Genomic DNA, 25,813 nt, shown 5'->3' with positions numbered 1-25,813 from the left:
TGCTGAACACCTGCGACTTGCGTCACCCCTCGCGCTTCGTCATCCGCCGATGCCGCTCGCGCAGGGCTTCGGCGCGGGCCGCGTCACTCTGATCGGCGCAGTGGGGACAGGAGACGCCATCCTCGAATTCCGGTGAAGCGCGATCCTCCGGCGAGAGCGGGGCACCACATGCGAAGCAGGCCGTCCAGTCCGTCGATGACAGGCCCTGGCCGAGCGCCACCCGGCCATCGAAGACGTAGCAGGCGCCCTGCCAGCGGCTGTCTTCGGCCGGAACGGTTTCGAGATAGCTGAGAATCCCGCCCTTGAGCTGGTAGACCTCCTCGAAGCCCTTCGACAACATCCAGGCGGAAGCCTTCTCGCAGCGGATGCCGCCGGTGCAGAACATCGCCACCTTGCGATGCTTGGCTGGATCAAGTTCGCGCTCGACGTAATCCTTGAAGTCGGTGAACTGGTCGATCCCGGGATCCACTGCGCCCTCGAAACCGCCGACCCGCGTCTCGTAGCGATTGCGCGTGTCGAGAAGGAGCGTCTCGGGATCGGAGATCACCGCGTTCCACTCCTGCGGCGAGACGTGGTGACCGGTTCGGCGGTTGGGATCGGCCTCTTCGTCGCGCAGCGTGATGATCTCCGGTCGGATACGGACCTTCATGCGAGCGAAGGGCCAGTCGGCGGCCTGCGAGAATCGGATCTCCCCTCGCGCGATGCCGAAACGATTGCCGAGTTCCTCCACGAACTCTGCCATCGGCGCCTCCGCGCCGGCCACGGTGCCGTTCACCCCCTCGGATGCGAGCAGGATCGTGCCGCGCATGCCGCGCTCCCGGCAGAAGGCCGAGAGGCTGCTCTTGAGGCGATCGAGGTCGTCGAGCGGCAGAAATCGATAGAAGGCGGCAACGGCGAAGGACATGGCGCGCTGATAGCCTCGCGCGGGCTCGAACGCAATTTCGGCGGCTCGTCAGAGTGAGCGGCGACCACGCAATCCCGCCGCACACCCTTTCTTGTCGGGCGAAGGGCCTTATTTCCTCGGGCGAAGTCCGGCTCCGGACTCTCCTCCGCCTCGTATCCCGCCTCCGCGACGACCTGGTTCCGCTTCGTGACCGACAAGATTCTCGGCGTTCTTCTTCTGGTGATCGGAATCGCCGTCGTTCTCCGCGAATGGTTCGCACTCGAGACGGCCGGCTGGGTGGCCGGGGGCGGGCTGTTGCTCTTCCTCCTCATCGCGGCGCCTTCAGCTCGCTGGTCCCGCAAGCTCTTCGTCGGCATCGGCATCGCGCTCAGCGTGCTTTCCATCGTTTTTCTGGAAGACTGGCCGGCAGTCATCGAGAAAGGGCTCGCCCAGGGCGCCTTCATCGCCGCCTTCTTCATTGCCCTGGCCAGCCTGCGCAATCCTGCCTCGGTCTCGCCCGCGATCGCCCGCTGCGGCACGTTTCTCGCCACGCAGCGACCCGGCAAGCGCTACGCCGCGCTCACGATCGGCGGACACCTGTTCGCGCTGATCCTGAACTATGGTGCGATCACCCTCCTCGGCGGACTGACGGAATCGATCGCCGGCCGCGAGCCGAATGCCGAAGTTCGCGAGATCCGCAATCGCCGGATGCTGCTGGCGATCCAGCGCGGCTTCTGCGCCTCGCTCTGCTGGTCACCCCTCGCTTTCGCCACCGCCATCACCACATCGCTGGTGGCAGGCTCAAGCTGGAGCGGGCTCGCCCCCTTCGCGCTCTTCATCGCGGCCGTCATGACCTTCATCGGCTGGCTGCTCGACACGCTCTACAAACCGAAGCTGACCGGCCCAGCACCGAGCCGGCAGGCACCGGTCGGAAGCCTTCGCGATCTCGCTCCGCTCCTGCTGCTCCTGGTCATCCTGTTCGTCGGCGTCGGCACCCTCGAAATCCTCACCGGCCTTCGGATCATCGCCGTCGTCATGCTCTTCGTGCCGCTGATCTCGATCGCCTGGATCGCCATCGAATCCGAATATGCCGGCGAAACGCTGACCCGGTTGAAGCGCCTCGCTTTCGTGGAGTTCCCTTCCTACCGATCGGAGATCCTGCTCCTGGTCATGGCCGGCTTCATCGGGGCGGTGGGCGGCGCGCTGTTGCAGCCCGTGATGGCCGGCCAGGCCCTCGACCCTTCGACGCTGCCGGTGTGGCTCGTCCTCGTCGCACCGATCTGGATCATTCCGCTTCTCGGCCAGTTGGGGATGAACCCGATCCTTTCGGTCTCGATGCTCCTGCCTCTCCTGCCGCCCGCGGCCGCGCTCGGCATCGATCCGAACGTCCTGGTCGTTGCGATCACCTCAGGCTGGTCTCTGGCGGGCGCCACCTCCCCCTTCACGGCCACGACGCTTCTGATCGGCCGCCTCGGCCATACGAGTGCCGTGCGGGTCGGACTCGTCTGGAACCGGACATTCACCCTCATCACCGCCGCCGTGATGTCGGCGATCATCCTCGTCTTCGCGCAGCTCTGAACGCTTCGCCGGGATCGCGGCCTTCGAATTCGTTATTGCTGGGATGCCCCACCGCTGTCGACGGTCTTGTACGGCATCTGATCGAGCTTTGGGGCAAGCGTCGATCGCGCCATGTACCGGTCGTAGATGCGCCGGCCTGCGGCATAGGTTGCGACCGTCGTCCGCTCGTCGCCGAGGATCATCAGGGCGAAGAGCTCTTCCTCAAGCGTCTCGACGCGTTCCATGCGTCGGCGCAGGGGCTCCGTCGCGCGGCTGTCGAGGATAACGAGATCGGCCTCCATCCCCGCCTCGAGCGACCCGATCTTGTCGGCGAGCCCCATGGCCAACGCGTTACCTACCGTCATCATGTGAAAGGCTTCGAAGGCCGGCAGCTTCTGGCCCTTCAGCGCCAGCACCTTGTAGCCTTCGGCCGCCGTCGTCAGCATGGAATAGGAGGTGCCGCCGCCGATATCGGTGGCGATCCCGGTCTTGAGCCCCGCTCTGCGGGAGGCCGTGAGGTCATAGAGGCCCGAGCCGAGGAACAGGTTCGAGGTCGGACAGAAGACCGCCGTCGCGCCCTTTTCCGCCAGCGCCGCCCGCTCACGCTCCGACAGATGGATGCAGTGGCCGAACAGGGCTTTCGGCCGGACCAGCCCGTAGCGCTCATAGACGTCAGTGTAGTCCTTCGACCATGGAAACGCCGCCGCCACATAGGCGATTTCGGCGGCGTTCTCCGACAAGTGCGTCTGGATATGAAGGTCGGGGAACTCCCGGGCGAGTGACGCCGTCGCCTCGAGCTGGGCTTCCGTCGAAGTCGGGGCGAAGCGCGGCGTGATCGCATATTCCAGCCGGCCTCGGCCGTGCCAGGCCGCAATCAGTTCCTTTGACTGCTCATAGCCGGTTTCGGGCGTATCAAGGAGACCCGGCGGGGCGTTGCGATCCATCATCACCTTGCCGGCGACCATGCGCAGATTGCGCCGCTCGGCCTCGTGGAAGAACACTTCCGCGCTGATCTGGTGGCTGGTGCAATAGACGCCGGCCGTGGTCGTGCCGTTCGCCGCCAGCGTATCGAAGAGGAAGCGCGCCGCCGCCTCCGCAACGGCGGAATCGCCGTAGCGCATCTCTTCGGGGAAGGTGTATTTCTGCAGCCACTCCATCAGCTCCGCGCCATAGGAGGCGATCACCTGGGTCTGCGGCATGTGGAGATGCGGATCGATGAAGCCCGGCATGACGAGATGCGGCCGGTGATCGACGAGCGGCACGCCCGCCGGCAGGCGGCGGGACAGCGCCGGCCCCTCTCCCACCTCGGCGATCACGCCGTCCTTAATGAGGACGACGCCGTCTTCGAGGTATTTTACTGCAGCGGCTTCGCTTTCCACGGCCGGGTCGGCCGCGAACCAGAGCAGCCGGCCGCGGATGGCGATGTTGCCGCTCTGATAGGGCATTACAATCCTCGTCCGGTCAGCCCCGGCGATTGGCCGTCGGCGAGCCAGCGCGCCAGAAGCTCGCGCTCGGCCGGCTCCAGACCGGTGATGTTGCCGGGCGGCATGGCGTGGCTGCGCACGGCCTGACGCTCGATCAGGGACGCATAATGCACCACGTCGTTGGAGGTCTCCAGAGAGATGTTCTTCGGCGGATGGATCATGCCCGGCCAGAGCGGCTCGCGCGCATGGCACATGGAGCAGCGCGACAGGATGATCGCTTCCGCCTCCTCGAAATGCGGCGAGGTGGAAAGCGCGAATTGCGGGTCGCCTGACCATTCCCGGGTAGCGGTCTCGGCTTCGGCAGGCCCCGTCCGCCAGCCCGGCGCGCCGGACAGGGTGATGACGATGATGAACAGGATGCCCGCGAGTGCCCAGCACCACCAGGGCTGCTCCCCGGTCGCGTGCATGGTGTTGAAGAAATGCCGGATCACAGCGCCCATCAGGAGCACGAGCCCGGCGATCACCCAGTTCCACTCCGTCGCGAAGGCGAGCGGGTAGTGATTGGAGAGCATCAGGAAGATGACAGGCAGCGTCAGATAGTTGTTGTGGAGCGAACGCTGCTTGGCGGCCTTTCCGAGCGCCGGGTCCGGCTCCTTGCCGGCCTTGAGGTCCGCCACCACGATCTTCTGGTTCGGGATGATGATGAAAAAGACGTTCGCCGTCATGATCGTCGCGATCAGTGCGCCCGTGTGGAGCATCGCGCCGCGGCCCGAAAACACCTGCGAAAACAGGAAGCTCGACAGGACGACGTAGACGAAGAGGATGGCAAAGAGCGCCGTGTCGTTGTTTTTCAGCGGCGATTTGCACAGAACGTCATAGACGATCCAGCCGAGCGTCAGCCCGGCTATGCCGATCAAGCTCGCCTGCCAGACAGAAAGATCGGCCTTTTCCGGATCGATCAGATAGAGATCGGCGCCGATATAGTAGAGCAGAAACAGAAGCGCCGCGCCCGACAGCCAGGTCGAATAGCTCTCCCATTTGAACCAGGTGAGTTCGTCCGGCATTTCCGCCGGCGCCACCATGTATTTCTGCATGTGGTAGAAGCCGCCGCCATGCACCTGCCACGCCTCGCCGCCGACACCGGCCGGCAGCGCGCGGGGCCGCCGCAGACCGAGATCGAGCGCGATGAAATAGAATGACGATCCGACCCAGGCGATCGCCGTGATCACATGCACCCAGCGCACGCCGAACTGCAGCCATTCGGAGAGGTATGTCCACATGCGGGTTTGGTTCCTTGGGATCGGCCACAACGACCGGCGGCGTGCCCGCCCGAACGTCGTTGAAGCCCCGTCGTGCCTGAATTCTCAGGGTTAGGCGGTCGCACGAAGAGACGCGCCCTGTCATATCGCCGCCGCCGTCATCCTCGGGCTTGTCCCGAGGATCTACCGCCATAGACGCGGTCAAGCGTGCCAAATGCGGACATGCGCCAAAGAAGCGGACTTCACCACCGACAGTAGATCCTCGGGACAAGCCCGAGGATGACGTCGCGTGTGGGACGAAGGCCTTTTCCTTTCGCGACTCGCTCCTCACCCGTCGAGGCAAACCTCCCTCTCGGAAGGTTTGCCCCTCAGGATGAAGACATTTGAGACCTGCCTCAGCTCTGCACGCCTTCGACATACCAGTCCATCTGGAGAAGGTCGCTCTCCGGAATCACCTCGCCTTCCGGAATCCGCACCTCGCCGGACTGGTCCGTGATCGGGCCGGTGAAGATCTCGTACTCGCCGGCCTTGGTCTCGTCGACGATCTTCTGGGCGGCTTCCTTCACGTCCTCGGGCATGGCGTCGTTGAACGGGGCCATCTCGACTTCGCCCTCGGCCATGCCGAGCCAGACATTGTCGGCTTCCCATGTGCCGTCGAGCAGCGCCTGGACGCGGCTCGTGTAATACGGGCACCATTGGTCGACGATCGCCGTCATGTGGGCGTTCGGCGCGAAGCTGGTCATGTCCCAGGCCTGGCCGAAGGCAATGGCGCCGGCCTCTTCAGCCGCCTGCAGCGGCGCGGGCGAATCCGTGTGCTGGGTGATGACATCGGCGCCCTGTGAGAGCAGCGCCTTGGCGGCGTCGGCTTCCTTGGCCGGATCATACCAGCTGTTGACCCAGACGACCTGGGTCTCGAAGTCCGGATTGACCTTCTGGGCGGCAAGCTGGAAGGCGTTGATGCCCATCACGACCTCGGGGATCGGGAAGGAGGCGACATAGCCGGCCTTGCCGCTTTCCGACATCATGCCGGCGATCGTGCCGAGCACCGCGCGGCCCTGATAGAACTTGGAGTTATAGAGCCCCATGTTTTCGTTGCCGCCGGTCGTGTAGCCGGTCGCATGTTCGAACTTCACGTCCGGAAACTGCTTGGCCACCTTGATCGTCGGATTCATGAAGCCGAAGGAGGTGGTGAAGACGATGTCGTTGTCTTCCTGGGCCAGCTGGCGGATGACGCGCTCGGCATCCGGGCCCTCGGCGACATTCTCCACATAGGAGGTCTCGACCTTGTCGCCGAGATTTTCCTCCAGGCACTTGCGGCCCTGGTCATGCGCGTAGGTCCAGCCGAAATCCCCGACCGGGCCGACATAGACGAACGCGGCCTTGACCGGCGGCTCGACGCCTTCCTGGGCGACGGCCGGCAGCGACGAGACGGCGAACGCCATCGCGGCGCTGGCGGTCAGAAGCTTGCGTCTTGAAGTCTCGAACATAAAGCGTCTCCTTGCTGAAGCTTTTCGTGGGTTCAGGTCGCCGCGCGGAACGGCTTGCCGAGGCAGGCCGGCGCGTTGGTGCCGCCGCGCTTGGCGGCGGAGATGATCGCGAGAACCGCAATCGTGGCGATGTAGGGAAGCGAGGCCAGGAACTCGGGCGCGAACATGTTGAAGCCCGCCGCCTTGGCCTGCAGTTCCATGGTGATGACGAGGCCGAAGAGATAGGCCCCCAGAAGCATCCGCCCCGGCTTCCAGGAGGCAAAGACGACCAGCGCGATGGCAATCCAGCCCCGCCCGGCCGTCAGCCGCTCGGCCCACATGGGGGTCAGCACCAGCGAATAATAAGAGCCGGCCAACCCGGCCATCGCCCCGCCGAAAAGGACGGCGAGATAGCGTACCTTGAGAACCGGATAGCCGATCGCATGGGCGGCGGAATCGGATTCGCCGACCGCCCGCAGGATGAGCCCGGCGCGGCTGCGGTTGAGGAACCACGCGACGCCGAAAGTCAGGGCAAGGCCGATATAGACCAGCGGCGAATGGCCGAAGACGAGTCTCAGAAGCGGCGACGATGTCAGAGCGTCCGGGAAGATCGGTCCCAGCGTATTGGTGGTGATTCCGACGAAGGGTGCGCCGATCAGGGCGGAAACGCCGGTGCCGAAGATCGTCAGCGCGAGGCCCGTCGCCACCTGATTCGCCATGAGGGTCAGCGTCAGGACGGCGAAGATCGCTGCGGCGAGCGCCGCCGCAAACATGGCTACGACCGCGCCCAGGACGGGCAAGCCGGTCGTGGTGCCGACGGCGAAGCCGGTCACGGCACCGATCAGCATCATGCCTTCGACGCCGAGATTGAGGACGCCGGACTTCTCCACCACCAGCTCGCCGAGCCCGGCGATCAGGAGCGGTGTCGCCGCGCCGGCGACGGTCATCAGAATCGCGACGAGGAGATCGAGGCTCATGCGGTCACCGTCTTCGGCTTGGCGGCCTCGGACGAACCGGCAGTCCCGGTTTCGCTTGCCGGCGCCGTGCGGGCGGTGGCCGGGCTGCCGGAAACGATCCGGTAGCGAACGAGAATGTCGGTCGCGAGCAGGAAGAACAGCATCATTGCCTGGAAGACGCCGGCGGCTGCAGAAGGCAGGCCGATGGTCGTCTGGGCGCTTTCGCCGCCCACATAGGTCAGCGCGAGGACGAGCGCGGCGGCCAGAATACCAAGCGGGTTCAGCCGCCCGAGAAAGGCGACGATGATCGCCGTATAGCCGTATCCTGTCGGAAACTGCGGCACCATCTGGCCGAAGGGTCCGGCGGCTTCCAGAATGCCCGCGAGCCCCGCAAGTCCACCGCCGACCATCAGCGCCAGCCACACGGTCGAGGCGGCGCCGAAACCACCATAGGCTGCGGCCTTGGGCGCCAGACCCACGACGCGCACCTGAAAACCGGTGATGGTGCGCGTCATCACGCCGAAGGCGGTCAAGGCGATCGCGATGGCGATCGGAATGCCGAGATGAATGAGCGTGCCTGGAATGGCGTAGGGCAGCGTCTGGTCGGCGGAGAACATCGCCGTCTGGGGAAAGTTGAACCCCATCGGGTCCTTCCACGGTCCGCGCATCAGATAATAGAGCAGCTGGATCGCCACATAGTTCAGCATCAGGCTCGAGAGGATCTCGTTAACCCCGAGCGTGGTCTTGAGTGCTGCGGGAATCGCCGCCCAGGCCATGCCTCCGAGAATGCCGCAGACGAGCATGACCGGCAGGATCCAGCCGCCGGACATGTCGAGCGTCAGGAGGGCTATCCCCGTGCCGGCGAGGCCACCGAGAATGTATTGCCCCTCCCCGCCGATGTTCCAGACATTGGCACGAAAGCCGATCGCGAGCCCCACGGCGATGATGGCAAGCGGGGCGGCCTTCACCAAAAGGTCCTGCCAGCGATAGGGGTTGAACAGCGGCCGAATGAAGATCTCGTAGATCGCGGCAAGGCCGTTATGGCCGAGAAGCGTGAAGACGATCGCTCCGACCACGAGGGTCAGCCCCACGGCGATCACCGGCGCAGCCAGCATCATGCCGCGGCTTTGCTCCCGCCTTGGCTCGAGTTTCAAGAGCGTCACGCGGCCACTCCCTCTTGCTTCCCGGTCGCCGCAGCCCCTTCGCCTCCTCCGTGTATGCCGCCCATCAGCATGCCGACCCGCTCGATCGAGATGCCCTTCACGTCCATCGCCTCGGAGAGCGTTCCTTCATTGATGACTGCCAACCGATCGCAAAGCTCGAGAAGCTCGTCCAGATCCTGGCTGACGACGACGATCGAGGCGCCCTTGTCGACGATGTCGATCATCGCCTGACGGATAAAGGAGGCCGCCCCCGCATCGACACCCCATGTCGGCTGGGAGACGACCAGAACCGTGGGGTTCTGCATGATCTCGCGGCCCATGATAAATTTCTGCAGGTTTCCGCCTGACAGGCTGCCGGCGGCTGCGCCCGGTCCGGTCGCCTTCACCGAGAAAGCGTCGATGACCCTGGCCGCATAGTCCCGCGATGCGCCCGATTTGATGATGCCACCGCTCGCAAGTCCCATGCGCCCCCGCGCCGAGAGAATGGCATTCTCCGTCAGGTTCATCGCGGGCACGGCGGCATGGCCGTTGCGCTCTTCCGGTGCGCTGGCGAGACCCGCCTTGCGGCGGGCGCCGGCGCTTGTGCCGGCCAGTTCCTGACCGTCGAGGATAATCGAACCCGAGACGTCGTTCTGTTCCTCGCCCGAAAGCACCGCGAGAAGCTCGTTCTGGCCATTGCCGGCAACGCCCGCGATGCCGAAGATCTCCCCTGAGCGCACCGAAAACGAGACGTCTTTCAGGCTCGTACCGAAGGGCGGCTCGCCGGGCGCCGAGAGGTTCGAGACGACGAAGCGATCTTCCCCATAGGTGCAGTTCTCCTTGCCGGAGAGATCCTTCAGACTGCCGCCGATCATCATCTCGGCCATGGAGCGGGCGGATTCCTCGCGCGGGTCGCAGCTTCCGACCACCTTGCCGCCGCGCAGGATCGTCGCCGACTCGCACAAGGCTTTGATCTCGTGGAGCTTGTGGGAGATGTAGAGGATCGAGCAGCCTTCGCTGGCAAGCCGGCGCAGGGTCTCGAAGAGTTGCTCGACCTCCTGCGGCGTCAGAACCGAGGTCGGCTCGTCCATGATCAGAAGCTTCGGCTCCTGCAAGAGCGCGCGTACGATCTCGATACGCTGGCGCTCGCCGACCGAAAGCGTGTGGACGTAGCGATGGGGATCGAGCGAGAGCCCATACGACTTCAGAACCTCGCGCACGCGGGCTTCGAGTTCGCGGCGCGGCGGCGGGTTGTCCATGCCAAGGGCGATGTTTTCAAGCACCGTCATCGCCTCGAACAGCGAAAAATGCTGGAACACCATGCCGATTCCGAGCGCGCGGGCCTCCTTGGGCGAGCCGATGTGGACCGGTTCGCCGTCGAAGACGATTTCGCCCTCATCGGCCTGCTGCACGCCATAGATGATCTTGACGAGGGTGGATTTGCCGGCACCGTTTTCGCCCAGCAGCGCATGGATTGCGCCGGCTGGCACCTGAAACGACACCTGATCATTGGCGATCACGCCGGGAAAGCGCTTGGAAATGTCCTTCAATTCCAGACGCGGCGCCATCGCCTTCCCTGCCATCAGCCCTGTCCCTCGCCTCGCTCATCCCTAGAGCGATCACTATGGCACCCGACACCGGCCGCTGCCAAGCTTCTCGGCAGCTTTTCCTCGTGATCATTCAACAGGCAAGTCGCAATTTCGGCCACCGTCATTGCCGCGATCACGGCAGGACGCTTGTCGCGAAGCGCCGAGCCGCCGATCGGCAGGGTCAGGCGTTCGATCTCGGCCTCGCGTCCGTCTTCGGCGAGGTGCCGGCGGAATCGCTCGCGTTTGGTGGCCGAGCCGATCATGCCGACATAGGCCGCGTCCTTGCGACCGAGCGCCGCGGCCGTGATCAGGAAATCGAGCGAGTGGTCATGGGTCATGACGACGAAGGCCGAGCCCGCCGGCGCGTCGTCGATCAGCGTCTCGGGCATCGCGGCAGCGATACAGCGGATGCCTTCGGGAAGTCCCTTGAGCGTGTCGGGCCGCGAATCGATCAACGCGATCGCCAGCGGCAGGGGCGCTAGGGCCTGCGCAAGAGCGCGGCCGGTGTGGCCGGCGCCGAAGATGAAGACGGCCGGCGATTCGGCGTTTTCTGCCTCCGCCTCTGCTTGAAGCCGGATGAGTGATGCCGCGTCCATTCGCCAGAAGGTGAGCGAAACCCTGCCCCCACAACACTGGCCGATCTCGGGCCCAAGCGGCACGTCGATCCGGGCGTCGCTCTCTTCGCCGGCGAGCATCCGTCGTGCCATGTCGATCGCATCGAATTCCAGCCGCCCGCCGCCGATCGTGCCGGCAACCTCCTGCGCCGTCACCAGCATCCTCGCCCCAGCTTCGCGCGGGGTGGAGCCGCGCGCCTGATCGACGGTGACCAGAATTGCGGGTCGAGCCGCTGCAAGCGCGGTTTGTGCCAATGCGGAGGTGCTAGAATACTGCACGCTCAACCTTCTCGAGCGGCCCGGTCGATCGCGTCCACGACCCACTCGTTCAGGCTCTTGTGCTGTGCTTTCGCTGCCGTCACCGCTGCCTGATGGAGTTCGGCGTCGATCCGAACATTGAACCTTCCCGAGAACTGACGGAAAGGCTCGATACCGTCCTCGGCACACATTTCCAGATATGTCCGAAGCGAGAGACGTCCCTCTTCCCGCAAGCCATCGACACTGGTTGCATAGAAATCAGCGCCACCACTCAGCCCAATGAACTCGCCCCGGAACATTCCGATCTCCGGGTCGAAGGTGACAACGGCTTTCTGTCCCTCGATCTCCATGATGTTGTTCAAAGCGGCTTTACCCCATGCGATTCGAGCCATTGGCGAATGCTGGCGACTGCGCCCTTGTCGGTCTCGGGGCGTGGATGCGGACGATGAAAGACCCGGACTTCGCCGAAGAGCCGAACACCCACGCGAGATCCTGCACGCTCTTCGACCGTTGCTCCAAGCTCGACAAACATCGCCTCGATGTCGCTCCAACGGATCGTGCCACTCACCGGCCGCGCGAAGATTGCTTCGATCGTGCGGTGATGCCGCTTCTTCATCCTCTTAGTACTGAATCATAGTACCGAACGGGCGTGAATGCCAGATCGGAACCGCATTCGCTGAATCCCCTCGAGCTCATACGCCGCTCTTAGTTCCCCCGCACGTCTTCCACCGCCCGCAGCACGCGCTCCGGCGTCGCCGGCGCATCGAGGTTTGGAAACGCCCTTCCATCCCCTGCCGCGATCACCGCATCGGTGAGCGCCGAGAACACCGAGATTGCCAGCATGAAGGGCGGCTCGCCCACCGCCTTCGAACGGTAGACCGTTTCGGAGCGATTCTCGCCCTTTTCCCAGATCCTGATGCGCAGATCGTCCGGGCGGTCGTTGGCGGTCGGGATCTTGTAGGTCGAGGGGGCGTGGGTTTTGAGGCGTCCCTTGTCGTCCCACCAGAGCTCTTCCATGGTCAGCCAGCCCATGCCCTGGATGAAGCCGCCTTCGATCTGGCCCATGTCGATCGCCGGGTTCAGCGACTTGCCGACATCGTGGAGGATATCGGCGCGCAGAAGCTTGTATTCGCCGGTGAGCGTATCGATGACGACTTCCGAACAGGCCGCACCATAGGCGAAATAATAGAAAGGCCGGCCGCTTGCGGTCTCGCGGTCGTAATTGACGCCAGGGGTCGCATAAAAGCCGGTGGAGGACAGCGAGACGCGGGCGAGATAGGCCTCGCCGACGAGATCGGAGAAGCGCTTCTCGGCATTGCCGATGCGGACGCGGTTCGCCTCGAACACCACCTGCTCGCGGGGCACGTGATAGCGCTCGGCGGCGTAATCGATCAGCCGGTCCTTGATCGTGGCGGCGGCGGCCTTCGCCGCCATGCCGTTGAGATCGGAGCCCGAGGAGGCCGCCGTCGCCGAGGTGTTGGGCACCTTGGCGGTGGTGGTCGCCGTGATCTTCACCTTGTCGAGGTCGATCTGGAATTCTTCGGCCACCACCTGTGCGACCTTGGTGAAGAGCCCCTGCCCCATTTCCGTGCCGCCATGGTTCAGATGAACAGAACCGTCCTTGTAGACATGGACCAGCGCGCCGGCCTGATTGAGGTGGGAGGTGGTGAAGGAGATGCCGAACTTCACCGGCGTCAGGGCGAGGCCCTTCTTTAGGATCGGGCTCTTCGCGTTGAACGCCCGCACCGCCTCGCGCCGGCAGCGATAGTCGGAAGATGCCTCCAGCTCATCGACGAGTTCGGCGATGATCGAGTCCGTCACCTCCATGTGATAGGGGGTCACGCCCGGCTCTTCGCCGGAATCGAAGGACGGATAGAAATTCGCCTTGCGCACGTCCAGCGGGTCGAGCCCCGCCTCGAAGGCGATCCGGTCCATGACCCGCTCGATGCCGACCATGCCCTGGGGGCCGCCGAAACCGCGAAAGGCGGTGTTGGACACGGTGTGCGTCTTCAGCCGTCGCGAAAGGATGCGCGCGGCGGGAAGCCGGTAGGCGTTGTCGGCGTGAAACATCGCCCGGTCGGCGATGGCACCGGACAGGTCGGAGGAATATCCGCAGCGCACGAGATGGGAGAAATCGCCGGCCGCGATCCGGCCGTCCTCCTGATAGCCGACCGCGTAGTCGATCCGCACTTCATGGCGCTTTCCGGTCATCACCATGTCATCGTCGCGGTCGAGCCGGCATTTCGCCGGTCGCCCGGTCTTCACCGCTGCAAGGGCGGTGACTGCGGCGAAGAGCGCCGGCTGGCTTTCCTTGCCGCCGAAGCCGCCGCCCATGCGCCGGAGCTCGACCGTCACCGCATGGTCCGGGACGCCCAGCATCTTCGCGACATTATGCTGGACCTCGGAGGGATGCTGGGTCGAGGAGCGCACCAGCACGTCGCGGTCTTCGAGCGGGATCGAATAGGCGATCTGCCCCTCGAGATAGAAGTGATCCTGGCCGCCCACCTCGACCCGGCCCATGACCCTGTGCGGCGCCTCGCCAAGCGCCGCATCGACGTCGCCGATCCGCATTTCATGGGGGGCGAGGAGGTCGTGCCCCTCCTCACCAGCGGCAGCCAGCGCCGCCTCGAAGGTGATCGCCGCCGGCTTGTCCTCATACTCGACGACTGCAAGCTTCGCGGCCTGCCGGGCCGCCCCGAGCGTTTCCGCGGCGACAGCGAAGATCGGCTGACCGACATATTGAACGATCGCCTCGGGACCGCTCGTCGGCGGAAAGATCGGATCGTCACCGAAGACGGGCGAATAGTCGTTCTGGCCGGGAATGTCGTCCGCCGTCAGGACCACCACGACGCCCGGCGCCTGGCGCACCTTCGAAAGGTCCATCGCAACGATCTTCGCATGAGCCCGCTCGCTCATGGCGATGTAGACCTGCAGCGTTCCCGGCAGTTCCGGCTCGTCGTCGGCGTAACGGGCCAGCCCGGTCACATGCTTGCGGCCGCTGTCATGGGCCGTGGGGCTGGCCACACCACCCTTGATCCTCTCCTCATGGGCGGGCGGACGTTCGTCGAGCTCAACGACACCCGGCTCGCCGGCCCCGCCGCGATCCTGAATGCGGGTCTCGTCCATCATGCGACCTCCCCGAAGGTGGAAGCGTCGACTCCCGTGATCCGCCTGTGCTCGCCGCTGGCCTGTTCGAGCTGGAAGCGCTTCAGAAGGTTCTGCGCTGTCTTCAGCCGGTAATCGGCCGAGGCGCGCATGTCGGTGAGTGGCTGAAAATCCTGAAGCATCGCCGCCATCGCATCTTCGACCGCGACCGCGTCGAAGGGTCGCCCGAGAAGCGCGGCCTCGGCGGCCGAGGCGCGCTTCGGCACGCCGGCCATGCCGCCGAAGGCAAGGCGCGCTTCGCTGACAAGCTCGCCATCGAAGGTCAGACAAAAGGCGGCCATGACGGCGGAAATGTCGGAGTCGAAGCGCTTGGAGATCTTGTGGGCGAAGAAGCGCTGGTTCTCCGTCAGCCGCGGCACTTCGATAGCGGCCACAAACTCGCCCTTCGCCCGGTCCTGCTTGCCGTATTCGATGAAGAAGTTCTCAAGCGCGACGGCCCTGATGTCTTCACCCTTGCGCAGGAAGAGCCGACTGCCCAGCGCGATCAGGCAGGGCGGCAGGTCGCCGATCGGCGATCCGTTGGCGATATTGCCGCCAATCGTGCCGGCATTGCGGATCTGATAGCCGGCGAAGCGCCGCATCATCTCGCCGAGATCCGGGTGGATATCGGCCAGGACCTCGCGCGCCTGACGATGGCTGACGACCGCGCCGAAATAGATCTTGTCGGCCCGCTCCTCGACCATCATCAGGTCGCGCACATGGCTGACATCGATCAGGGCCGGCAGTTCGCGATGCTGCTTGGTGACCCACAGACCGACATCGGTCGCGCCCGCCACGAGCACCGCATCCGGATTTTCCGCATAGATGTCGGCGAGATCGTCGACATTGGTCGGCGCGTACCAGCGGCCACCGGCAGCCTCATAGGAGAACACGTCCTCGCCTTCGAAGCTCTCCAGCCTCGTCGCGAGCGCGCGATCGGCCGCGCTCGTATCGGGGACCGGCAGGGCTGCCAGTTCGACGCCTGCGTCGATGATCGGCCCGTAACCGGTGCAGCGGCAGAGATTGCCCGAGATCACGTCCTTGACCAACTGGCGGTCGGTGAGCGCACCGGTCAGCCAGCCCGCCTGGAGTTGCACGACGAAACCCGGTGTGCAGAAGCCACACTGGCTGGCGTGCTTCTCGACCATGGCGGTCTGCAGCGGCGTCAGCCCGTCTCGACCGAGATATTCCACCGTCTCGATCGAGCGGCCGTTCATCGCCGGCAGGAACTGGATGCAGGCATTGACCGAGCGACGCCTGAGCCCGCCCTCGCCATCCGGTTCGGCGACGAGCACCGTGCAGGCACCACAATCGCCTTCCGCGCAACCTTCCTTGGTGCCGGTGAGGCGTTCCGGCCCGCGCAGATAGTCGAGCAGCGTGGTCGTGGGCTTGAGGCCCGCAACTTCCCTTGTCTCACCGTTGAGGACGAACCGGATCGGGCCTTTGGTCTCGTTCGCCATCAGCTCCCCCGATAGGTCGAATAGGCATAAGGGGAGATGAGCAGCGGCACATGGTAATGTGCCGGGGTCGAAATGCCGAAGCGGATGGGCACGATATCGAGAAAGGCCGGCTCCGGCAGCGAGACGCCCTTGGCTCGGAAATAGTCGGCGACGAAGAAGGTGAGACCGTATTGGCCGGGCACCAGATCGGCACCGACGAGCAGCGGCTGGTCGACCCGACCGTCGTCATTGGTCTCGACCGACTTCACCATTTCCATGGATTCGCCCGCATACCGCGTGAGTTCGATCCGGATTCCCGCGGCCGGACATCCATGCATCGTGTCGAGCACATGGGTCGTCAGCCGCCCCTCTGCCGGATCTGCCATCATCGCCCTTCCCGAAATTTTGACCATTCGATCAAGCATTTTGCACTTGCAGCATTCGAGGCGCAAGCGAGCCGTTTCCGTTGGCTTGCGGAATTTGGAGAACCTCGAAATACGAGTGCGGCAGATCGACTGTTACGCTCTTCCATGCTGGGGCCGATTGGTCGGACAGGAGAGGCCTCCCGGGGGCGTCAGCCGGAAAAAACCCTCGTGACAAATGGCCCGAAGCAGTATATGGGCTCACGCGATTTCCTCAGAATAACCTGACCGTCACGGCGGCCATGTCGGGCCCAACGACATTCCGGCATGAAACGAATTGAGGCTATGCCATGAACATCATCTCCGAACTCGAGGCCGCCGAAGCCGCGCGCATCGAAGCGATCCGCAAGATTCCGCAATTTTCCGCCGGTGACACCGTGCGCGTGAACGTCCGCGTCACGGAAGGCACCCGCACCCGCGTGCAGGCCTATGAGGGCGTCTGCATCGCCCGCTCCGGCTCGGGCCTGCAGGAGAACTTCACCGTCCGCAAGATCTCCTATGGCGAGGGCGTCGAGCGCGTCTTCCCGGTCTTCTCGCCGATGGTCGAGTCGGTCGATGTGGTCCGCCGCGGCAAGGTTCGCCGCGCCAAGCTCTATTACCTGCGCGATCGCCGCGGCAAGTCGGCGCGTATCGTTGAGGCGACCAATGTCCGCGCCCGCAAGCTGAACGACGAGGCCCGGCAGATCGCCGCTGAGCAGCGCGAGCAGGCCAAGGCCGAGAAGGAAGCGGCGAAGACCGCAGCGGAGTGAGGTCGACCCTCTCTCCTCTTCTCATCTGATTTTCGGGAAAGCGGCTTCGGCCGCTTTCTTGCGTTTAAGGCCAGGCTTTCGAATCGGGATTTCGCCGTGCGACCGCCCGTCGCAATGCCGTCACGATCCGGGCGTCATCATGAGCCCTGTCTCATGATGGTCGAAGGTCTGTCGCCATGGAAGGAAGGCTGAAGCTCTATTACAATCCGATGAGCCGCGCCGCGATCACCCGCTGGGTGCTGGAAGAGGTCGGCGCCGACTACGAACTCGTCCATCTCGACTTCGAAGCGGGCGAAAACCGGCGGGCGGACTTTCTTTCCATCAACCCGATGGGCAAGCTGCCGACCCTGGTCCTCCCCGACGGAACGGTGATGACAGAGTCCGCCGCGATCGCCGCCCATCTCGCCGACAGATATCCCGACGCTGGTCTCGCCCCCGCAATGGGGACAAGCGAACGCGCCACCTATTACCGCTGGCTGTTCTTTGCGCCCTCCTGCATCGAGCCGGCGGCGAGCGAGGTGATGATGCGCAGGGATTCGGCGCCACTGCCGAAGAAGTCGGTGGGCTGGGGCAGCTATGACGACGTCATCGACACGCTGGAAAGCCAGCTTTCACCCGGCCCTTACCTGACCGGAGACCGCTTCACGGCCGCCGACCTGATCATCGCGGCCACGCTTCGCTGGATGACCCTGTTCGGCGCGCCGCGTCTGGAGACCAGCAATCCGATCCAGGCCTTCATCGAGCGCGCGACCGATCGGGCGGCCTACCGGCGATCCCAGGCTTCCGGTTAGCTCCCCACCGATCGCCCGAGCCCGGCTTCAGCGGTCGCGCTTCAGCCCCTTGGCCTGCAATTCCTCCAGATAGCCCTGCCAGCGTGCCTCCTTTTCGCGGCCGAGCTCGGAGAGGTAGGACCAGCTGAACAAGCCGCTGTCATGACCATCTGAAAAGACGATGCGGACGGCGTAGTGGCCGATCGGCTGCAGATCGGCGATCGAAACATCCCGCTTGCCCGAGACGGTCTTGCGATCGGCTTCCGAATGGCCGCGCACCTCGGCGGAAGGCGAGAGGACCCTGAGCATCTCCGCCGGAAATTCGTCGCGTGAGCCGCCCGGCCATGCCACCGTCAGCATCCGCCGGTCCTTCGAAACCTTCAGTTCGCTTGGGGCTTCCACCTTGGTTGTCATTCCTGCCACCGCCTCGTTCGACCAATCCTGCCAATGGGTCGATCGGAGACGACCGCTTGACCCTTTGCCGCTGCACTTCCACATTCCGCCCAGACTTTTCAAGAACCGACTCCCGGAAGGATGAGTACGAGACGATGCAGATCGCGAAAGACATCGCGGAGCGGACCGGCGGATCATCGGCGACTGCGCGCGACATGATCGATCCATTCGGACGGGCGATCACTTATCTCCGGGTTTCGGTGACCGACCGTTGCGATTTCCGTTGTGTCTACTGCATGGCGGAAGACATGACGTTCCTGCCGAAGCGCGATCTCCTGACGCTCGAGGAACTGGACCGGCTCTCTTCCACCTTCGTCGAGAAGGGTGTGCGCAAGCTGCGGCTGACGGGAGGCGAGCCGCTCGTCCGCCGCAACATCATGCATCTGATCCGCTCGCTCTCGCGCCATCTGGATTCGGGCGCGCTGGACGAGTTGACGCTCACCACCAACGGCTCGCAACTCCATCGCTTCGCCGACGAGCTCGCCGATTGCGGGGTGAAGCGCATCAACGTCTCGCTCGACACGCTCGATCCGGACAAGTTCAAGTCGATCACCCGCTGGGGCGATTTCGACAAGGTGATGAACGGCATCCGCGCGGCGCAGGCCGCCGGGATCAAGATCAAGCTCAACGCCGTTGCGCTCAAGGGATTCAACGACGCCGAAATCCCCGCGATGATCGAATGGGCCCATGGCCAGGGCATGGACATGACGCTGATCGAGACCATGCCGCTGGGCGAGATCGACGGCGACCGCACAGATCAATATCTGCCACTTTCGCAGGTTCGCGCCAATCTTTCGGAACGCTTCACCCTCACCGACATTCCCTACAAGACCGGCGGGCCCGCCCGCTATGTCGAGATCGCGGAAACCGGCGGTCGGCTTGGCTTCATCACGCCGCTGACCCACAATTTCTGCGAAAGCTGCAATCGCGTCCGCCTGACCTGCACCGGCACGCTCTACATGTGCCTGGGCCAGGAGGACGCGGCCGACCTCAGGACGCCGTTAAGAGCGTCGGAGGGTAATGAACTGCTGTCGAACGCGATCGACGAAGCGATCGGCCGCAAACCGAAGGGACATGACTTCATCATCGACCGCACGACCCGCAAGCCGGCTGTCGGACGGCACATGAGCGTGACCGGAGGATAAAGATGCGAAATTCGAAGATGTTTTCGGCGGCAGCGGCCATCGGCCTCGCCGCGACAATGGCGTGCGCCCCTGCGCAGGCCGATGAAGTGACCTATGAGAACCAGCGCTTCGGGACGCAGGCGAGCTTCCCGTCCGAAGCCTTTCCCGAACGGCTTCCGGCGCCGACCAGCGGCGACGGGTTGGCCTGGGCATCGCCTGACGGCGCGCAGATCTTCATCTATGCGCGACACAACCAGGGCGCCGAGACACCACGCTCGATCATCAACGATCGCGCCGATACGGACCGCGTCACCTATGACGCCCATGGCAAGCGCTGGGCGGTCGTCTCCGGCTATCGCGACGGCAAGATCTTCTACGAGCGCTATATCTTCCGCGGCGATCTGATCCACTCGGTCGCGATCCGCTATCCGGAAGAATTGCGCTCGACCTATGACCCGCTGGTCGGTCCGGTGTCCATGACCCTGCGCGGGCCCTCACGCAGCTGACGACGGCAACGGATTCGCCCGCTCCCCGCTTCGAGGAGTGCCAGTCGGCGATCCAGAGGATAGCCTTGTGTAGGCCCGGACGTCTCCGGTCGTCGCGACCGAATTCCCGTGCAGCGAAAACCGGAGGACAGGCCGAGCCTCGCTCAGCGCCGCTCGGCTTTGTCCACCCGCGTGGTTGTTCCACCTGCCTCAGGCCTCGGAACTGGCCCGATAGGCGGCAGTAATGGCAACAGGGATCGCAGGACGCGTTTCCTGGGATCCGAAAATCTGACCCTCCCGGGCCGGCGCTGCCTCTGTGCCGGCATCGCGTTTGAGTTGCTCGTCCGCGTCATCGAGACCTGTGACGGCATCAGATGGGGCATCCAGCCCCTCCACCAAGAGCTCCATGCGCCATTCCCGCATGTTTTCGATCGCCGCTTGGCGTAACAGGTCGATGGAAGGCCGGTCGGATGTTTCGCCACCGGCATCGCCGCTGGCGATCGACGTCGCGATTAGCTCCGGCACAGGTCTCTGCGGTGTACCACCCGCTGTCTCGGGTTCCCGCAACCGCGAAAGAACACCCTGGCTTTTCTCGACGGCTTTCCCGGCGGTTCCCGCTGAGGAATTGAGGAGCGCCGCAAGGACGCGGTCCGTCCCCGCAACCGCCTTTCCCACGACGACCGGATCGGTGACTTCCTTGTCCGTTTTCTCGGAGGCTGCGGGACGCGACGCGACGACTTTCTCCGCTTGTGCGACAGCCTCTGCCTCTGCGGGCATATTTCTGCCACTGGCAGAAGCGGCGGATTCGACTTCCGCTCCCTTCTGAGTGGACCGGTCCGGGTTCGCGTCCCCCATCCGCCCCAGCCGGGCCCCGGCATCCCACCTGCGCGCGAAAGATTCGAAGAAGGAAACGAGTCCGAACATCACAATATATCCCTCCAGATTTGCCGCATGAAAGGATAATCATGGAAAATTTTATTTGGGTCTATCCAATATATATTATTTTAGTTTTCTCACGTGCATTATCGAAAATATTTCATCTGACTATATGGTGAGCGGTCCAGTTGCCGTATTTGGAGGCCTCTGCAGCTTCGCCACGACAGGGCACCTCGCGTGAAGTAGTTGCTCGGCTTCAGCCACGCTTGTTCGTTTGTTCTTCGTTCGTTTCGTGATCGGCGGTTTCGAGGTCACGGATCAGCTTTCGGATTTCGCTCAGATCCCTCTCTCGCCAATCGAGCAGTTCGACCTCGTTCGGCTTGGTATCGGCACCGTCCGAGCTTTCCATATCGGACAACAGCCGGAGACCAGTGGGCTTGGCCGATACGTTGGTGAGGGCCGACAGGCGCTTGCCCCGGCGCTTCTTTTTCGCCCGATCGAGATGTTCCTGACTGGCCAGAACGGCATCGAGCGCCCGGTCCATTCCGGCAATGCTGCTGGCCAGTCCGCCGGTCACGGGCGCGTCGCCGTCTCGCTGATTGCTGACGGCCGGGCCTTGCAACACCTTGTCCTCCGGCTCCTTCCGCTTGGGACGATAACGGTCGCGCCAAGCCCGCTTTGGCTCGCCTTCTCCTTCGCGAGGGAAACGCACCGGGTCGCGATAACCGCCCAGAAGCGCCGTCAAAGCTGAAAAATCGAATGCCATCGCGTTGAATCTCTGCGCGGAAAACCTCGGATAGAAAACTGCCGACGAATCCTAAGCTTTTTCCCTTACGCGAAGGCGCGCATTTGAACGAATTGGCGCTTTTTTCATGCAGAAACCGCCGCATTTGCAAAATCTTCGCCTTTTCGACCGGGCCGACAACCTCTCGTGGACAAAGAGCGCGGGAGTGATGGGACCCCGCGCCTGTCCGTTAATGCTCCGCGCGCGACATGGCGGACAGGACGTGTTATCGGCTGCGCCAAGCGGCAGCCGCCTTCCCGGCAGCCCATCGAGAGCTTTCGATCCCATGGATTCCTATTCCGAAAGTGAAGCCTTCCACGGCTTCCGGCCTGCGCGACGGCCGATGCTGGCGACCCTGATGATCGCCTCCGCCCTGTCGCCGCTCGCCATCAACATTTTCATTCCCTCCATGGCCTCGATCGCGCGGGACCTCGCCGCGAACGAAGCGACGGTCGGCCTCGGCCTTTCCCTCTATCTGGTCGCGACCGCTTTCATCCAGCTTCTGGCCGGACCGCTGTCCGACCGGTACGGCCGCCGGCCGGTCATCGTCGGCGGCATGGTGCTGTTCATGGTCGGCACCCTGTTCTGCCTGTTCGCCGACGGGATCGGCCTGTTTCTGGCCGGCCGTGTGATCCAGGCGGCGAGCGCGACGGGCATCGTTCTGTCGCGCGCGATCGTGCGCGACGTCTACGACCGCGAGCGCGCGGCCGCGATGATCGGCTATGTGACCATGGGGCTTGCCGTGGCGCCGATGATCGGGCCGATGATCGGCGGCTTCGTCGATACGGCTTTCGGCTGGCGCGCGGTGTTCTGGCTGCTCGCCGGCGCCGGAGTTCTGACGATCGGCTTCATCCTCGCCGATCTCAGCGAGACAAACACGGCAATCGGCACGCCCATGCGTACCCAGTTCAAGAGCTATGGCGCCCTTTTCGGCGCCGGTGCCTTCTGGACCTACGCCCTCGTTTCGGCGCTGACTTCGGCCGTGTTCTTCTCCTTCCTCGGTGGTGCTCCGTTCGTTGCGGTGAACGTTCTTCACATGACCCCGGCCGACTATGGCCTGTGGTTCGCTCTTTGCGCCGTCGGCTACATGGGAGGAAACTTCGCCTCCGCCCAGCTTTCGACCCGCCTTGGCATCAAGACGCTGATGGTGAGCGGGACGGGCCTTGCGCTCTTCGCTCCGGTGCTGGCCTCGATTTTTCATTTGGCGGGCCTGTTCTCACCGGCGACGCTGTTTGCGCCGATGCTGATCGTCGGCTTCGGCAACGGGCTGGCGCTACCGCCGGCGACGGCCGGCGGGGTCAGCGTCGTACCCCATGCCGCCGGAGCCGCGGCCGGCGTCCTGGGTGCCCTGCAGATCGGCCTGGGCGCGCTCGCCTCCTTCCTCGCGGCCGTCCTGGCGACTGGCTCGGCTGGCGCCACGGGCCTCCTCATGCTGATGGTGGGATTTGGCCTTGCGGCACTTCTGACGGCGCTCTCGGCCAAGCGCGTCCGCAAGGCGGCATGAAACCGGCGGGCCTCATCCTGGCCGGCGGCAAGGGGCGGCGCATGGGCGGCGCGACCCCGAAACCGCTGGTCGAGCTTCAGGGCAGGCCCCTGATCGCTCATGTGATCGAAAGGCTCGATGGGAGTGTCGAGCCGCTCTGGATCGCGGCCCCCCCGATCTCGGGATATGAACGGTTTGAACTGACCATCCGGCCCGACATGCGGCCCGGCTTTCTCGGCCCTCTCGCCGGAATCGAGGCCGGGCTGACTGCCCTTGAGGGCTCCGCCCATACCGACCGGCTCCTCGTCACGCCCAGCGATACGCCCTTCATCCCGCGCAACATCGCCAGCCTTCTCGACGCCGCCTATTCGAATCGTCCGGTGATTGCCCGCCATGGCGGGCATTTGCAGCCGGCTGTCGGGCTCTGGCCCGTGGCTGCATTGCCGGACTTGCGGCAAATGCTGGATGCCGGCGGCAGACTCGCCATCCGCGATCTTCTGGCCTCGATCGGCCACGAGACGGTGGACATTCCATCGGAGCCGGACGCTCCGGACCAGAATCCCGTCTTCAACGTGAACACGCCGACGGATCTGGAGACGGCCGAATCGCATCTGGCCGGAAAGTCCCGTTCGGACGCGCGAAACAGCTGATTTCCTCTGCAAAGCTGGCCCATGAAAGAGGAGTTGCGTCCGCGCTTCAAAAGATGGCAGCATGCCGCTCATCGGTGCATGCCTATTCCGACGGCACACAGAGTTCGCGCGTTTTCAGCGCCCATCCGAAAGAGGTTTCCCCCATGCGTTTTGCCAAATCGTTCGCCCTTGCCGCCCTGATCGCGGGGCTATCCAGCGGGGCCGCCAACGCGCAGGACAGCGACGCCGACAAGGACTGGTCGCAGGTTGCGATCGGCACAGAGGGCGCTTATCCGCCCTTCAACTATCTCGATGCATCCGGCGAACTGAAAGGCTTCGACGTTGATATCGCCAAGGCGCTTTGCGCGGAGATGGAGGTCGAGTGCACCTTCGTCACCCAGGACTGGGACGGCATGATCCCGGCGCTTCAGAACGGCAATTACGACGCCATCATCGCCTCCATGTCGATCACGCCGGAGCGCGAAGAACAGATCGATTTCACCAACAAGTACTATCAGACTCCGCCGGCGATCGCCGTGCCGAAGGATTCGGAACTGACCGAAGCGACCGAGGAAGCACTGTCGGGCAAGACGATCGGTGCCCAGGTCTCCACGACGCATGCCCAGGCCGCCGAAGCTTATTTCCCTGATTCGGAAGTGCGGCAGTATCCGACCGCCGAGGAGTACAAGCTCGATATCGAAAGCGGTCGTGTCGACGCCGTCGTTGACGACGTTGTGGTGCTCAACGAGTGGCTGGAGAGCGATGCTGGCGCCTGCTGCAAGCTCCTCGACACGCTCCCGGCGGATCCGGAAATCTACGGCAAGGGCATCGGCATCGGCCTGAGGAAGGGCTCGGACAAGCTGAAGGGCATGTTCAACGACGCGATTGCCGCCATCCGCGAGGACGGCACCTACAAGGAAATCCAGGACCAGTATTTCGACTTCGACGTCTACGGCGAATGAGCCTGACGGACGCCGCGGCGTCGAATGTCCCGCACCGATCGCTCCGGCGACCGGCGCGGCAAGGCCTTTGCGAGTGGCCTGATCTCCCCCCTTGCAGGGGAGATGGGTGGCAACCCAGAGGGGGGTGCGGCGCCAACTCTCAGAGGTTGTCCGCAGGGATACCCCCCTCTGCCTGCCGGCATCTCCCCCGCAAGGGGGGAGATCGAAGCGTTACCGGCAGTGCTTCCTCTCAAGCGATTGCCTTGGCCGGCGGGCGCGGTGTGGCGCGCGAGGCATCAATCGAGCGAATACTGCCAGTCCGACGGCACGAAGCGGTAGCCCTCGCCCTCGCCGACGAGATGGCCGACGCTCGGAAAGGCGATGTGCATGCCGGCGATACGGGTGCGGTTCTCGGCGATATCCTGAAACAGGTCCTTGCGCGTTTGCGCAGCCTGCTGCGGGTCGACGTCGAATGCGATGGTCACCTCCGGATGGCGGAACTGGATCGGACCGGCATGGACGATGTCGCCCCAGATCAGAAGCCCATCCTCACCCTCGCCCACCATGTAGCCCGTATGGCCCGGCGTGTGGCCGGGAAGCTCCCGTGCGGTGATGCCGGGAACAAGCTCGGTGCTGCCGGTGAAGGTCTTGACTTTGTCGCCGGCCACTTCCATCGCCTGACGGGCCGCGTCGAAGAAGCCCTTGGCCGAATCCGGGGCCGCATCCCGGTTTTCCGTAGAGGTCCAGAAGTCATACTCGGCCTGGTGGACGTGGACCGTGGCATTGGGAAAGGCGAGCTTTCCGTCGAGCACGAGGCCGCCGACATGGTCTGGGTGCAGATGCGTCAGAAGCACGACGTCGATGTCCTCCGGTGGGATCTCCGCCGCCCGGAGGCGCTCCTGCAGCTTGCCCATTTCCGGAAACGCCCCGGCCCCGCCGGTATCGACGAGCACCGTCTGCTCCGGGAGATGGACGACATAGGCGTTGACGCCCGTCGTCACCGGCGGCTCGCCCTGAAAGGTCTCCTCAAGGATCGCCCGGGCTTCGTCCATTTCGATGTTGGACAGGAGCGAGGGATCGAGATCGAGATAGCCGTCGGAGACCGCCGTGACGACGGCATCACCGACCTTGATCTGCTGAACCGGAACCACCTGCGAGGTCGGCGTCGGAACCTTCGCGGAGGCCGGCAGGCTTGCAAAGCGCAGCGCGACCGGCGCAAGCGCAGCTCCCACAGCGAACTGGCGACGAGATATCGGCATGAGCGTTCTCCCATTACGTTGCTTCGGGACCGATATTTATCGCACGCAAGGCTCGTGGCGAATGAACACTGTGTCCGCAGCGGCGCGACGCGGCCGGGGCCTGCAGC

25 protein-coding genes are annotated in these 25,813 nt (G+C 64.2%); 8 read left to right on the top strand and 17 right to left on the bottom strand.

Annotated elements, in window-relative coordinates; all coding sequences use genetic code 11:
• Window positions 1-22: 22 nt before the first annotated feature.
• Entirely contained in the window at window positions 23-904 is an 882-nt protein-coding gene (trhO, locus tag MF134_RS09820) for an oxygen-dependent tRNA uridine(34) hydroxylase TrhO (protein ID WP_255339258.1), read from the bottom strand.
• Between the two features lie 186 nt (window positions 905-1,090).
• On the opposite strand from trhO, the gene MF134_RS09815 reads away from it, so the two are divergent.
• Window positions 1,091-2,461 (top strand): hypothetical protein, encoded by a 1,371-nt coding sequence (locus MF134_RS09815; protein WP_255339257.1) that lies wholly within the window; start codon window positions 1,091-1,093, stop codon window positions 2,459-2,461.
• Window positions 2,462-2,493: 32 nt separating this feature from the next.
• Here MF134_RS09815 and guaD read toward each other — a convergent pair whose 3' ends face one another.
• From guaD to uraH, 12 genes are all read right to left on the bottom strand, one after another.
• The gene (gene guaD / locus MF134_RS09810; protein ID WP_255339256.1) at window positions 2,494-3,885 is read right to left on the bottom strand and encodes a guanine deaminase; all 1,392 of its coding nucleotides are present in this window, start codon (window positions 3,883-3,885) and stop codon (window positions 2,494-2,496) included.
• Window positions 3,885-5,144 (bottom strand): urate hydroxylase PuuD, encoded by a 1,260-nt coding sequence (locus MF134_RS09805; RefSeq protein WP_255339255.1) that lies wholly within the window; start codon window positions 5,142-5,144, stop codon window positions 3,885-3,887. Before MF134_RS09805 ends, guaD begins: the two co-directional genes overlap by 1 nt.
• 374 nt (window positions 5,145-5,518) lie before the next feature.
• Window positions 5,519-6,610, bottom strand: a complete 1,092-nt coding sequence (locus MF134_RS09800) for a BMP family ABC transporter substrate-binding protein (RefSeq protein ID WP_255339254.1) — start codon at window positions 6,608-6,610, stop codon at window positions 5,519-5,521.
• Window positions 6,611-6,642: 32 nt separating this feature from the next.
• On the bottom strand, window positions 6,643-7,566 hold the full coding sequence (locus MF134_RS09795) for an ABC transporter permease (protein WP_255339253.1): 924 nt from the start codon (window positions 7,564-7,566) through the stop codon (window positions 6,643-6,645).
• Window positions 7,563-8,663 carry an ABC transporter permease gene (locus tag MF134_RS09790; protein ID WP_255339348.1) on the bottom strand — a complete coding sequence of 367 codons (1,101 nt, stop codon included), beginning with the start codon at window positions 8,661-8,663 and terminating at the stop codon, window positions 7,563-7,565. The genes MF134_RS09795 and MF134_RS09790 overlap by 4 nt, the downstream gene beginning before the upstream one ends.
• 41 nt (window positions 8,664-8,704) lie before the next feature.
• Window positions 8,705-10,270, bottom strand: coding sequence for an ABC transporter ATP-binding protein (locus MF134_RS09785; RefSeq protein WP_255339252.1), 1,566 nt, complete (start codon window positions 10,268-10,270; stop codon window positions 8,705-8,707).
• Window positions 10,270-11,169 carry a xanthine dehydrogenase accessory protein XdhC gene (gene xdhC, locus MF134_RS09780; protein ID WP_255339251.1) on the bottom strand — a complete coding sequence of 300 codons (900 nt, stop codon included), beginning with the start codon at window positions 11,167-11,169 and terminating at the stop codon, window positions 10,270-10,272. The genes MF134_RS09785 and xdhC overlap by 1 nt, the downstream gene beginning before the upstream one ends.
• 2 nt (window positions 11,170-11,171) lie before the next feature.
• Complete coding sequence (locus tag MF134_RS09775) at window positions 11,172-11,540, bottom strand: type II toxin-antitoxin system HicB family antitoxin (RefSeq protein ID WP_255339250.1); 369 nt, start codon at window positions 11,538-11,540, stop codon at window positions 11,172-11,174.
• Entirely contained in the window at window positions 11,507-11,764 is a 258-nt protein-coding gene (locus MF134_RS09770; protein ID WP_255339249.1) for a type II toxin-antitoxin system HicA family toxin, read from the bottom strand. Before MF134_RS09770 ends, MF134_RS09775 begins: the two co-directional genes overlap by 34 nt.
• 89 nt (window positions 11,765-11,853) lie before the next feature.
• The gene (gene xdhB / locus MF134_RS09765; protein WP_255339347.1) at window positions 11,854-14,274 is read right to left on the bottom strand and encodes a xanthine dehydrogenase molybdopterin binding subunit; all 2,421 of its coding nucleotides are present in this window, start codon (window positions 14,272-14,274) and stop codon (window positions 11,854-11,856) included.
• Complete coding sequence (xdhA, locus tag MF134_RS09760) at window positions 14,274-15,752, bottom strand: xanthine dehydrogenase small subunit (RefSeq protein ID WP_255339248.1); 1,479 nt, start codon at window positions 15,750-15,752, stop codon at window positions 14,274-14,276. Before xdhA ends, xdhB begins: the two co-directional genes overlap by 1 nt.
• Window positions 15,752-16,117, bottom strand: a complete 366-nt coding sequence (gene uraH / locus MF134_RS09755) for a hydroxyisourate hydrolase (RefSeq protein WP_255339247.1) — start codon at window positions 16,115-16,117, stop codon at window positions 15,752-15,754. Before uraH ends, xdhA begins: the two co-directional genes overlap by 1 nt.
• 326 nt (window positions 16,118-16,443) lie before the next feature.
• Here uraH and rplS point away from each other — a divergent pair, with 326 nt between their 5' ends.
• Together rplS and MF134_RS09745 are read left to right on the top strand one after the other, a co-directional pair.
• Entirely contained in the window at window positions 16,444-16,902 is a 459-nt protein-coding gene (gene rplS / locus MF134_RS09750; RefSeq protein WP_255339246.1) for a 50S ribosomal protein L19, read from the top strand.
• Window positions 16,903-17,078: 176 nt separating this feature from the next.
• Entirely contained in the window at window positions 17,079-17,693 is a 615-nt protein-coding gene (locus MF134_RS09745) for a glutathione S-transferase family protein (protein WP_255339245.1), read from the top strand.
• Between the two features lie 27 nt (window positions 17,694-17,720).
• Here the strand turns inward: MF134_RS09745 and MF134_RS09740 are convergent, their stop codons facing one another.
• The gene (locus MF134_RS09740; protein WP_255339244.1) at window positions 17,721-18,086 is read right to left on the bottom strand and encodes a gamma-butyrobetaine hydroxylase-like domain-containing protein; all 366 of its coding nucleotides are present in this window, start codon (window positions 18,084-18,086) and stop codon (window positions 17,721-17,723) included.
• Window positions 18,087-18,220: 134 nt separating this feature from the next.
• Between MF134_RS09740 and moaA the strand changes: the two genes are divergently transcribed.
• Entirely contained in the window at window positions 18,221-19,270 is a 1,050-nt protein-coding gene (gene moaA / locus MF134_RS09735) for a GTP 3',8-cyclase MoaA (RefSeq protein WP_255339243.1), read from the top strand.
• 2 nt (window positions 19,271-19,272) lie between these two features.
• Window positions 19,273-19,755, top strand: coding sequence for a hypothetical protein (locus MF134_RS09730; protein WP_255339242.1), 483 nt, complete (start codon window positions 19,273-19,275; stop codon window positions 19,753-19,755).
• 189 nt (window positions 19,756-19,944) lie between these two features.
• Here MF134_RS09730 and MF134_RS09725 read toward each other — a convergent pair whose 3' ends face one another.
• Both MF134_RS09725 and MF134_RS09720 read right to left on the bottom strand, forming a co-directional pair.
• Window positions 19,945-20,658 (bottom strand): hypothetical protein, encoded by a 714-nt coding sequence (locus MF134_RS09725; RefSeq protein ID WP_255339241.1) that lies wholly within the window; start codon window positions 20,656-20,658, stop codon window positions 19,945-19,947.
• A gap of 208 nt (window positions 20,659-20,866) precedes the next feature.
• Window positions 20,867-21,355, bottom strand: a complete 489-nt coding sequence (locus MF134_RS09720) for a hypothetical protein (RefSeq protein WP_255339240.1) — start codon at window positions 21,353-21,355, stop codon at window positions 20,867-20,869.
• Between the two features lie 325 nt (window positions 21,356-21,680).
• On the opposite strand from MF134_RS09720, the gene MF134_RS09715 reads away from it, so the two are divergent.
• The 3 genes from MF134_RS09715 (at window position 21,681) to MF134_RS09705 (ending at window position 24,468) form a co-directional block, all read left to right on the top strand.
• Window positions 21,681-22,898, top strand: coding sequence for a multidrug effflux MFS transporter (locus MF134_RS09715; RefSeq protein WP_255339239.1), 1,218 nt, complete (start codon window positions 21,681-21,683; stop codon window positions 22,896-22,898).
• Entirely contained in the window at window positions 22,895-23,527 is a 633-nt protein-coding gene (mobA, locus tag MF134_RS09710) for a molybdenum cofactor guanylyltransferase (protein ID WP_255339238.1), read from the top strand. The genes MF134_RS09715 and mobA overlap by 4 nt, the downstream gene beginning before the upstream one ends.
• Window positions 23,528-23,670: 143 nt before the next feature.
• A complete protein-coding gene (locus MF134_RS09705) occupies window positions 23,671-24,468 on the top strand; it encodes a lysine/arginine/ornithine ABC transporter substrate-binding protein (protein ID WP_255339237.1) in 798 nt (265 codons plus the stop codon).
• Between the two features lie 275 nt (window positions 24,469-24,743).
• Here MF134_RS09705 and MF134_RS09700 read toward each other — a convergent pair whose 3' ends face one another.
• Window positions 24,744-25,706: an MBL fold metallo-hydrolase gene (locus MF134_RS09700; RefSeq protein WP_255339236.1), complete on the bottom strand. Its 963-nt coding sequence runs from the start codon at window positions 25,704-25,706 to the stop codon at window positions 24,744-24,746.
• Window positions 25,707-25,813 lie beyond the last annotated feature (107 nt).

This window comes from Jiella marina, from assembly GCF_024359545.1.
Taxonomy (GTDB): domain Bacteria; phylum Pseudomonadota; class Alphaproteobacteria; order Rhizobiales; family Rhizobiaceae; genus Jiella.
The sequence above is the reverse complement of the archived record's forward strand: the minus strand, read 5'-3'. Positions and strand labels throughout refer to the sequence as shown.

Coding starts and splice junctions, on each gene's coding strand:
- MF134_RS09715 (WP_255339239.1), top strand. CDS start 21,681: ATGGATTCCTATTCCGAAAGTGAAGCCTTCCACGGCTTCCGGCCTGCG.
- MF134_RS09785 (WP_255339252.1), bottom strand. CDS start 10,270: ATGGCAGGGAAGGCGATGGCGCCGCGTCTGGAATTGAAGGACATTTCC.
- trhO (WP_255339258.1), bottom strand. CDS start 904: ATGTCCTTCGCCGTTGCCGCCTTCTATCGATTTCTGCCGCTCGACGAC.
- xdhB (WP_255339347.1), bottom strand. CDS start 14,274: ATGGACGAGACCCGCATTCAGGATCGCGGCGGGGCCGGCGAGCCGGGT.
- MF134_RS09790 (WP_255339348.1), bottom strand. CDS start 8,663: ATGATGCTGGCTGCGCCGGTGATCGCCGTGGGGCTGACCCTCGTGGTC.
- MF134_RS09805 (WP_255339255.1), bottom strand. CDS start 5,144: ATGTGGACATACCTCTCCGAATGGCTGCAGTTCGGCGTGCGCTGGGTG.
- MF134_RS09705 (WP_255339237.1), top strand. CDS start 23,671: ATGCGTTTTGCCAAATCGTTCGCCCTTGCCGCCCTGATCGCGGGGCTA.
- uraH (WP_255339247.1), bottom strand. CDS start 16,117: ATGGCAGATCCGGCAGAGGGGCGGCTGACGACCCATGTGCTCGACACG.
- MF134_RS09770 (WP_255339249.1), bottom strand. CDS start 11,764: ATGAAGAAGCGGCATCACCGCACGATCGAAGCAATCTTCGCGCGGCCG.
- MF134_RS09730 (WP_255339242.1), top strand. CDS start 19,273: ATGCGAAATTCGAAGATGTTTTCGGCGGCAGCGGCCATCGGCCTCGCC.
- MF134_RS09740 (WP_255339244.1), bottom strand. CDS start 18,086: ATGACAACCAAGGTGGAAGCCCCAAGCGAACTGAAGGTTTCGAAGGAC.
- MF134_RS09725 (WP_255339241.1), bottom strand. CDS start 20,658: ATGTTCGGACTCGTTTCCTTCTTCGAATCTTTCGCGCGCAGGTGGGAT.
- MF134_RS09795 (WP_255339253.1), bottom strand. CDS start 7,566: ATGAGCCTCGATCTCCTCGTCGCGATTCTGATGACCGTCGCCGGCGCG.
- mobA (WP_255339238.1), top strand. CDS start 22,895: ATGAAACCGGCGGGCCTCATCCTGGCCGGCGGCAAGGGGCGGCGCATG.
- MF134_RS09800 (WP_255339254.1), bottom strand. CDS start 6,610: ATGTTCGAGACTTCAAGACGCAAGCTTCTGACCGCCAGCGCCGCGATG.
- MF134_RS09700 (WP_255339236.1), bottom strand. CDS start 25,706: ATGCCGATATCTCGTCGCCAGTTCGCTGTGGGAGCTGCGCTTGCGCCG.
- guaD (WP_255339256.1), bottom strand. CDS start 3,885: ATGCCCTATCAGAGCGGCAACATCGCCATCCGCGGCCGGCTGCTCTGG.
- moaA (WP_255339243.1), top strand. CDS start 18,221: ATGCAGATCGCGAAAGACATCGCGGAGCGGACCGGCGGATCATCGGCG.
- MF134_RS09745 (WP_255339245.1), top strand. CDS start 17,079: ATGGAAGGAAGGCTGAAGCTCTATTACAATCCGATGAGCCGCGCCGCG.
- rplS (WP_255339246.1), top strand. CDS start 16,444: ATGAACATCATCTCCGAACTCGAGGCCGCCGAAGCCGCGCGCATCGAA.
- MF134_RS09775 (WP_255339250.1), bottom strand. CDS start 11,540: ATGGCTCGAATCGCATGGGGTAAAGCCGCTTTGAACAACATCATGGAG.
- xdhA (WP_255339248.1), bottom strand. CDS start 15,752: ATGGCGAACGAGACCAAAGGCCCGATCCGGTTCGTCCTCAACGGTGAG.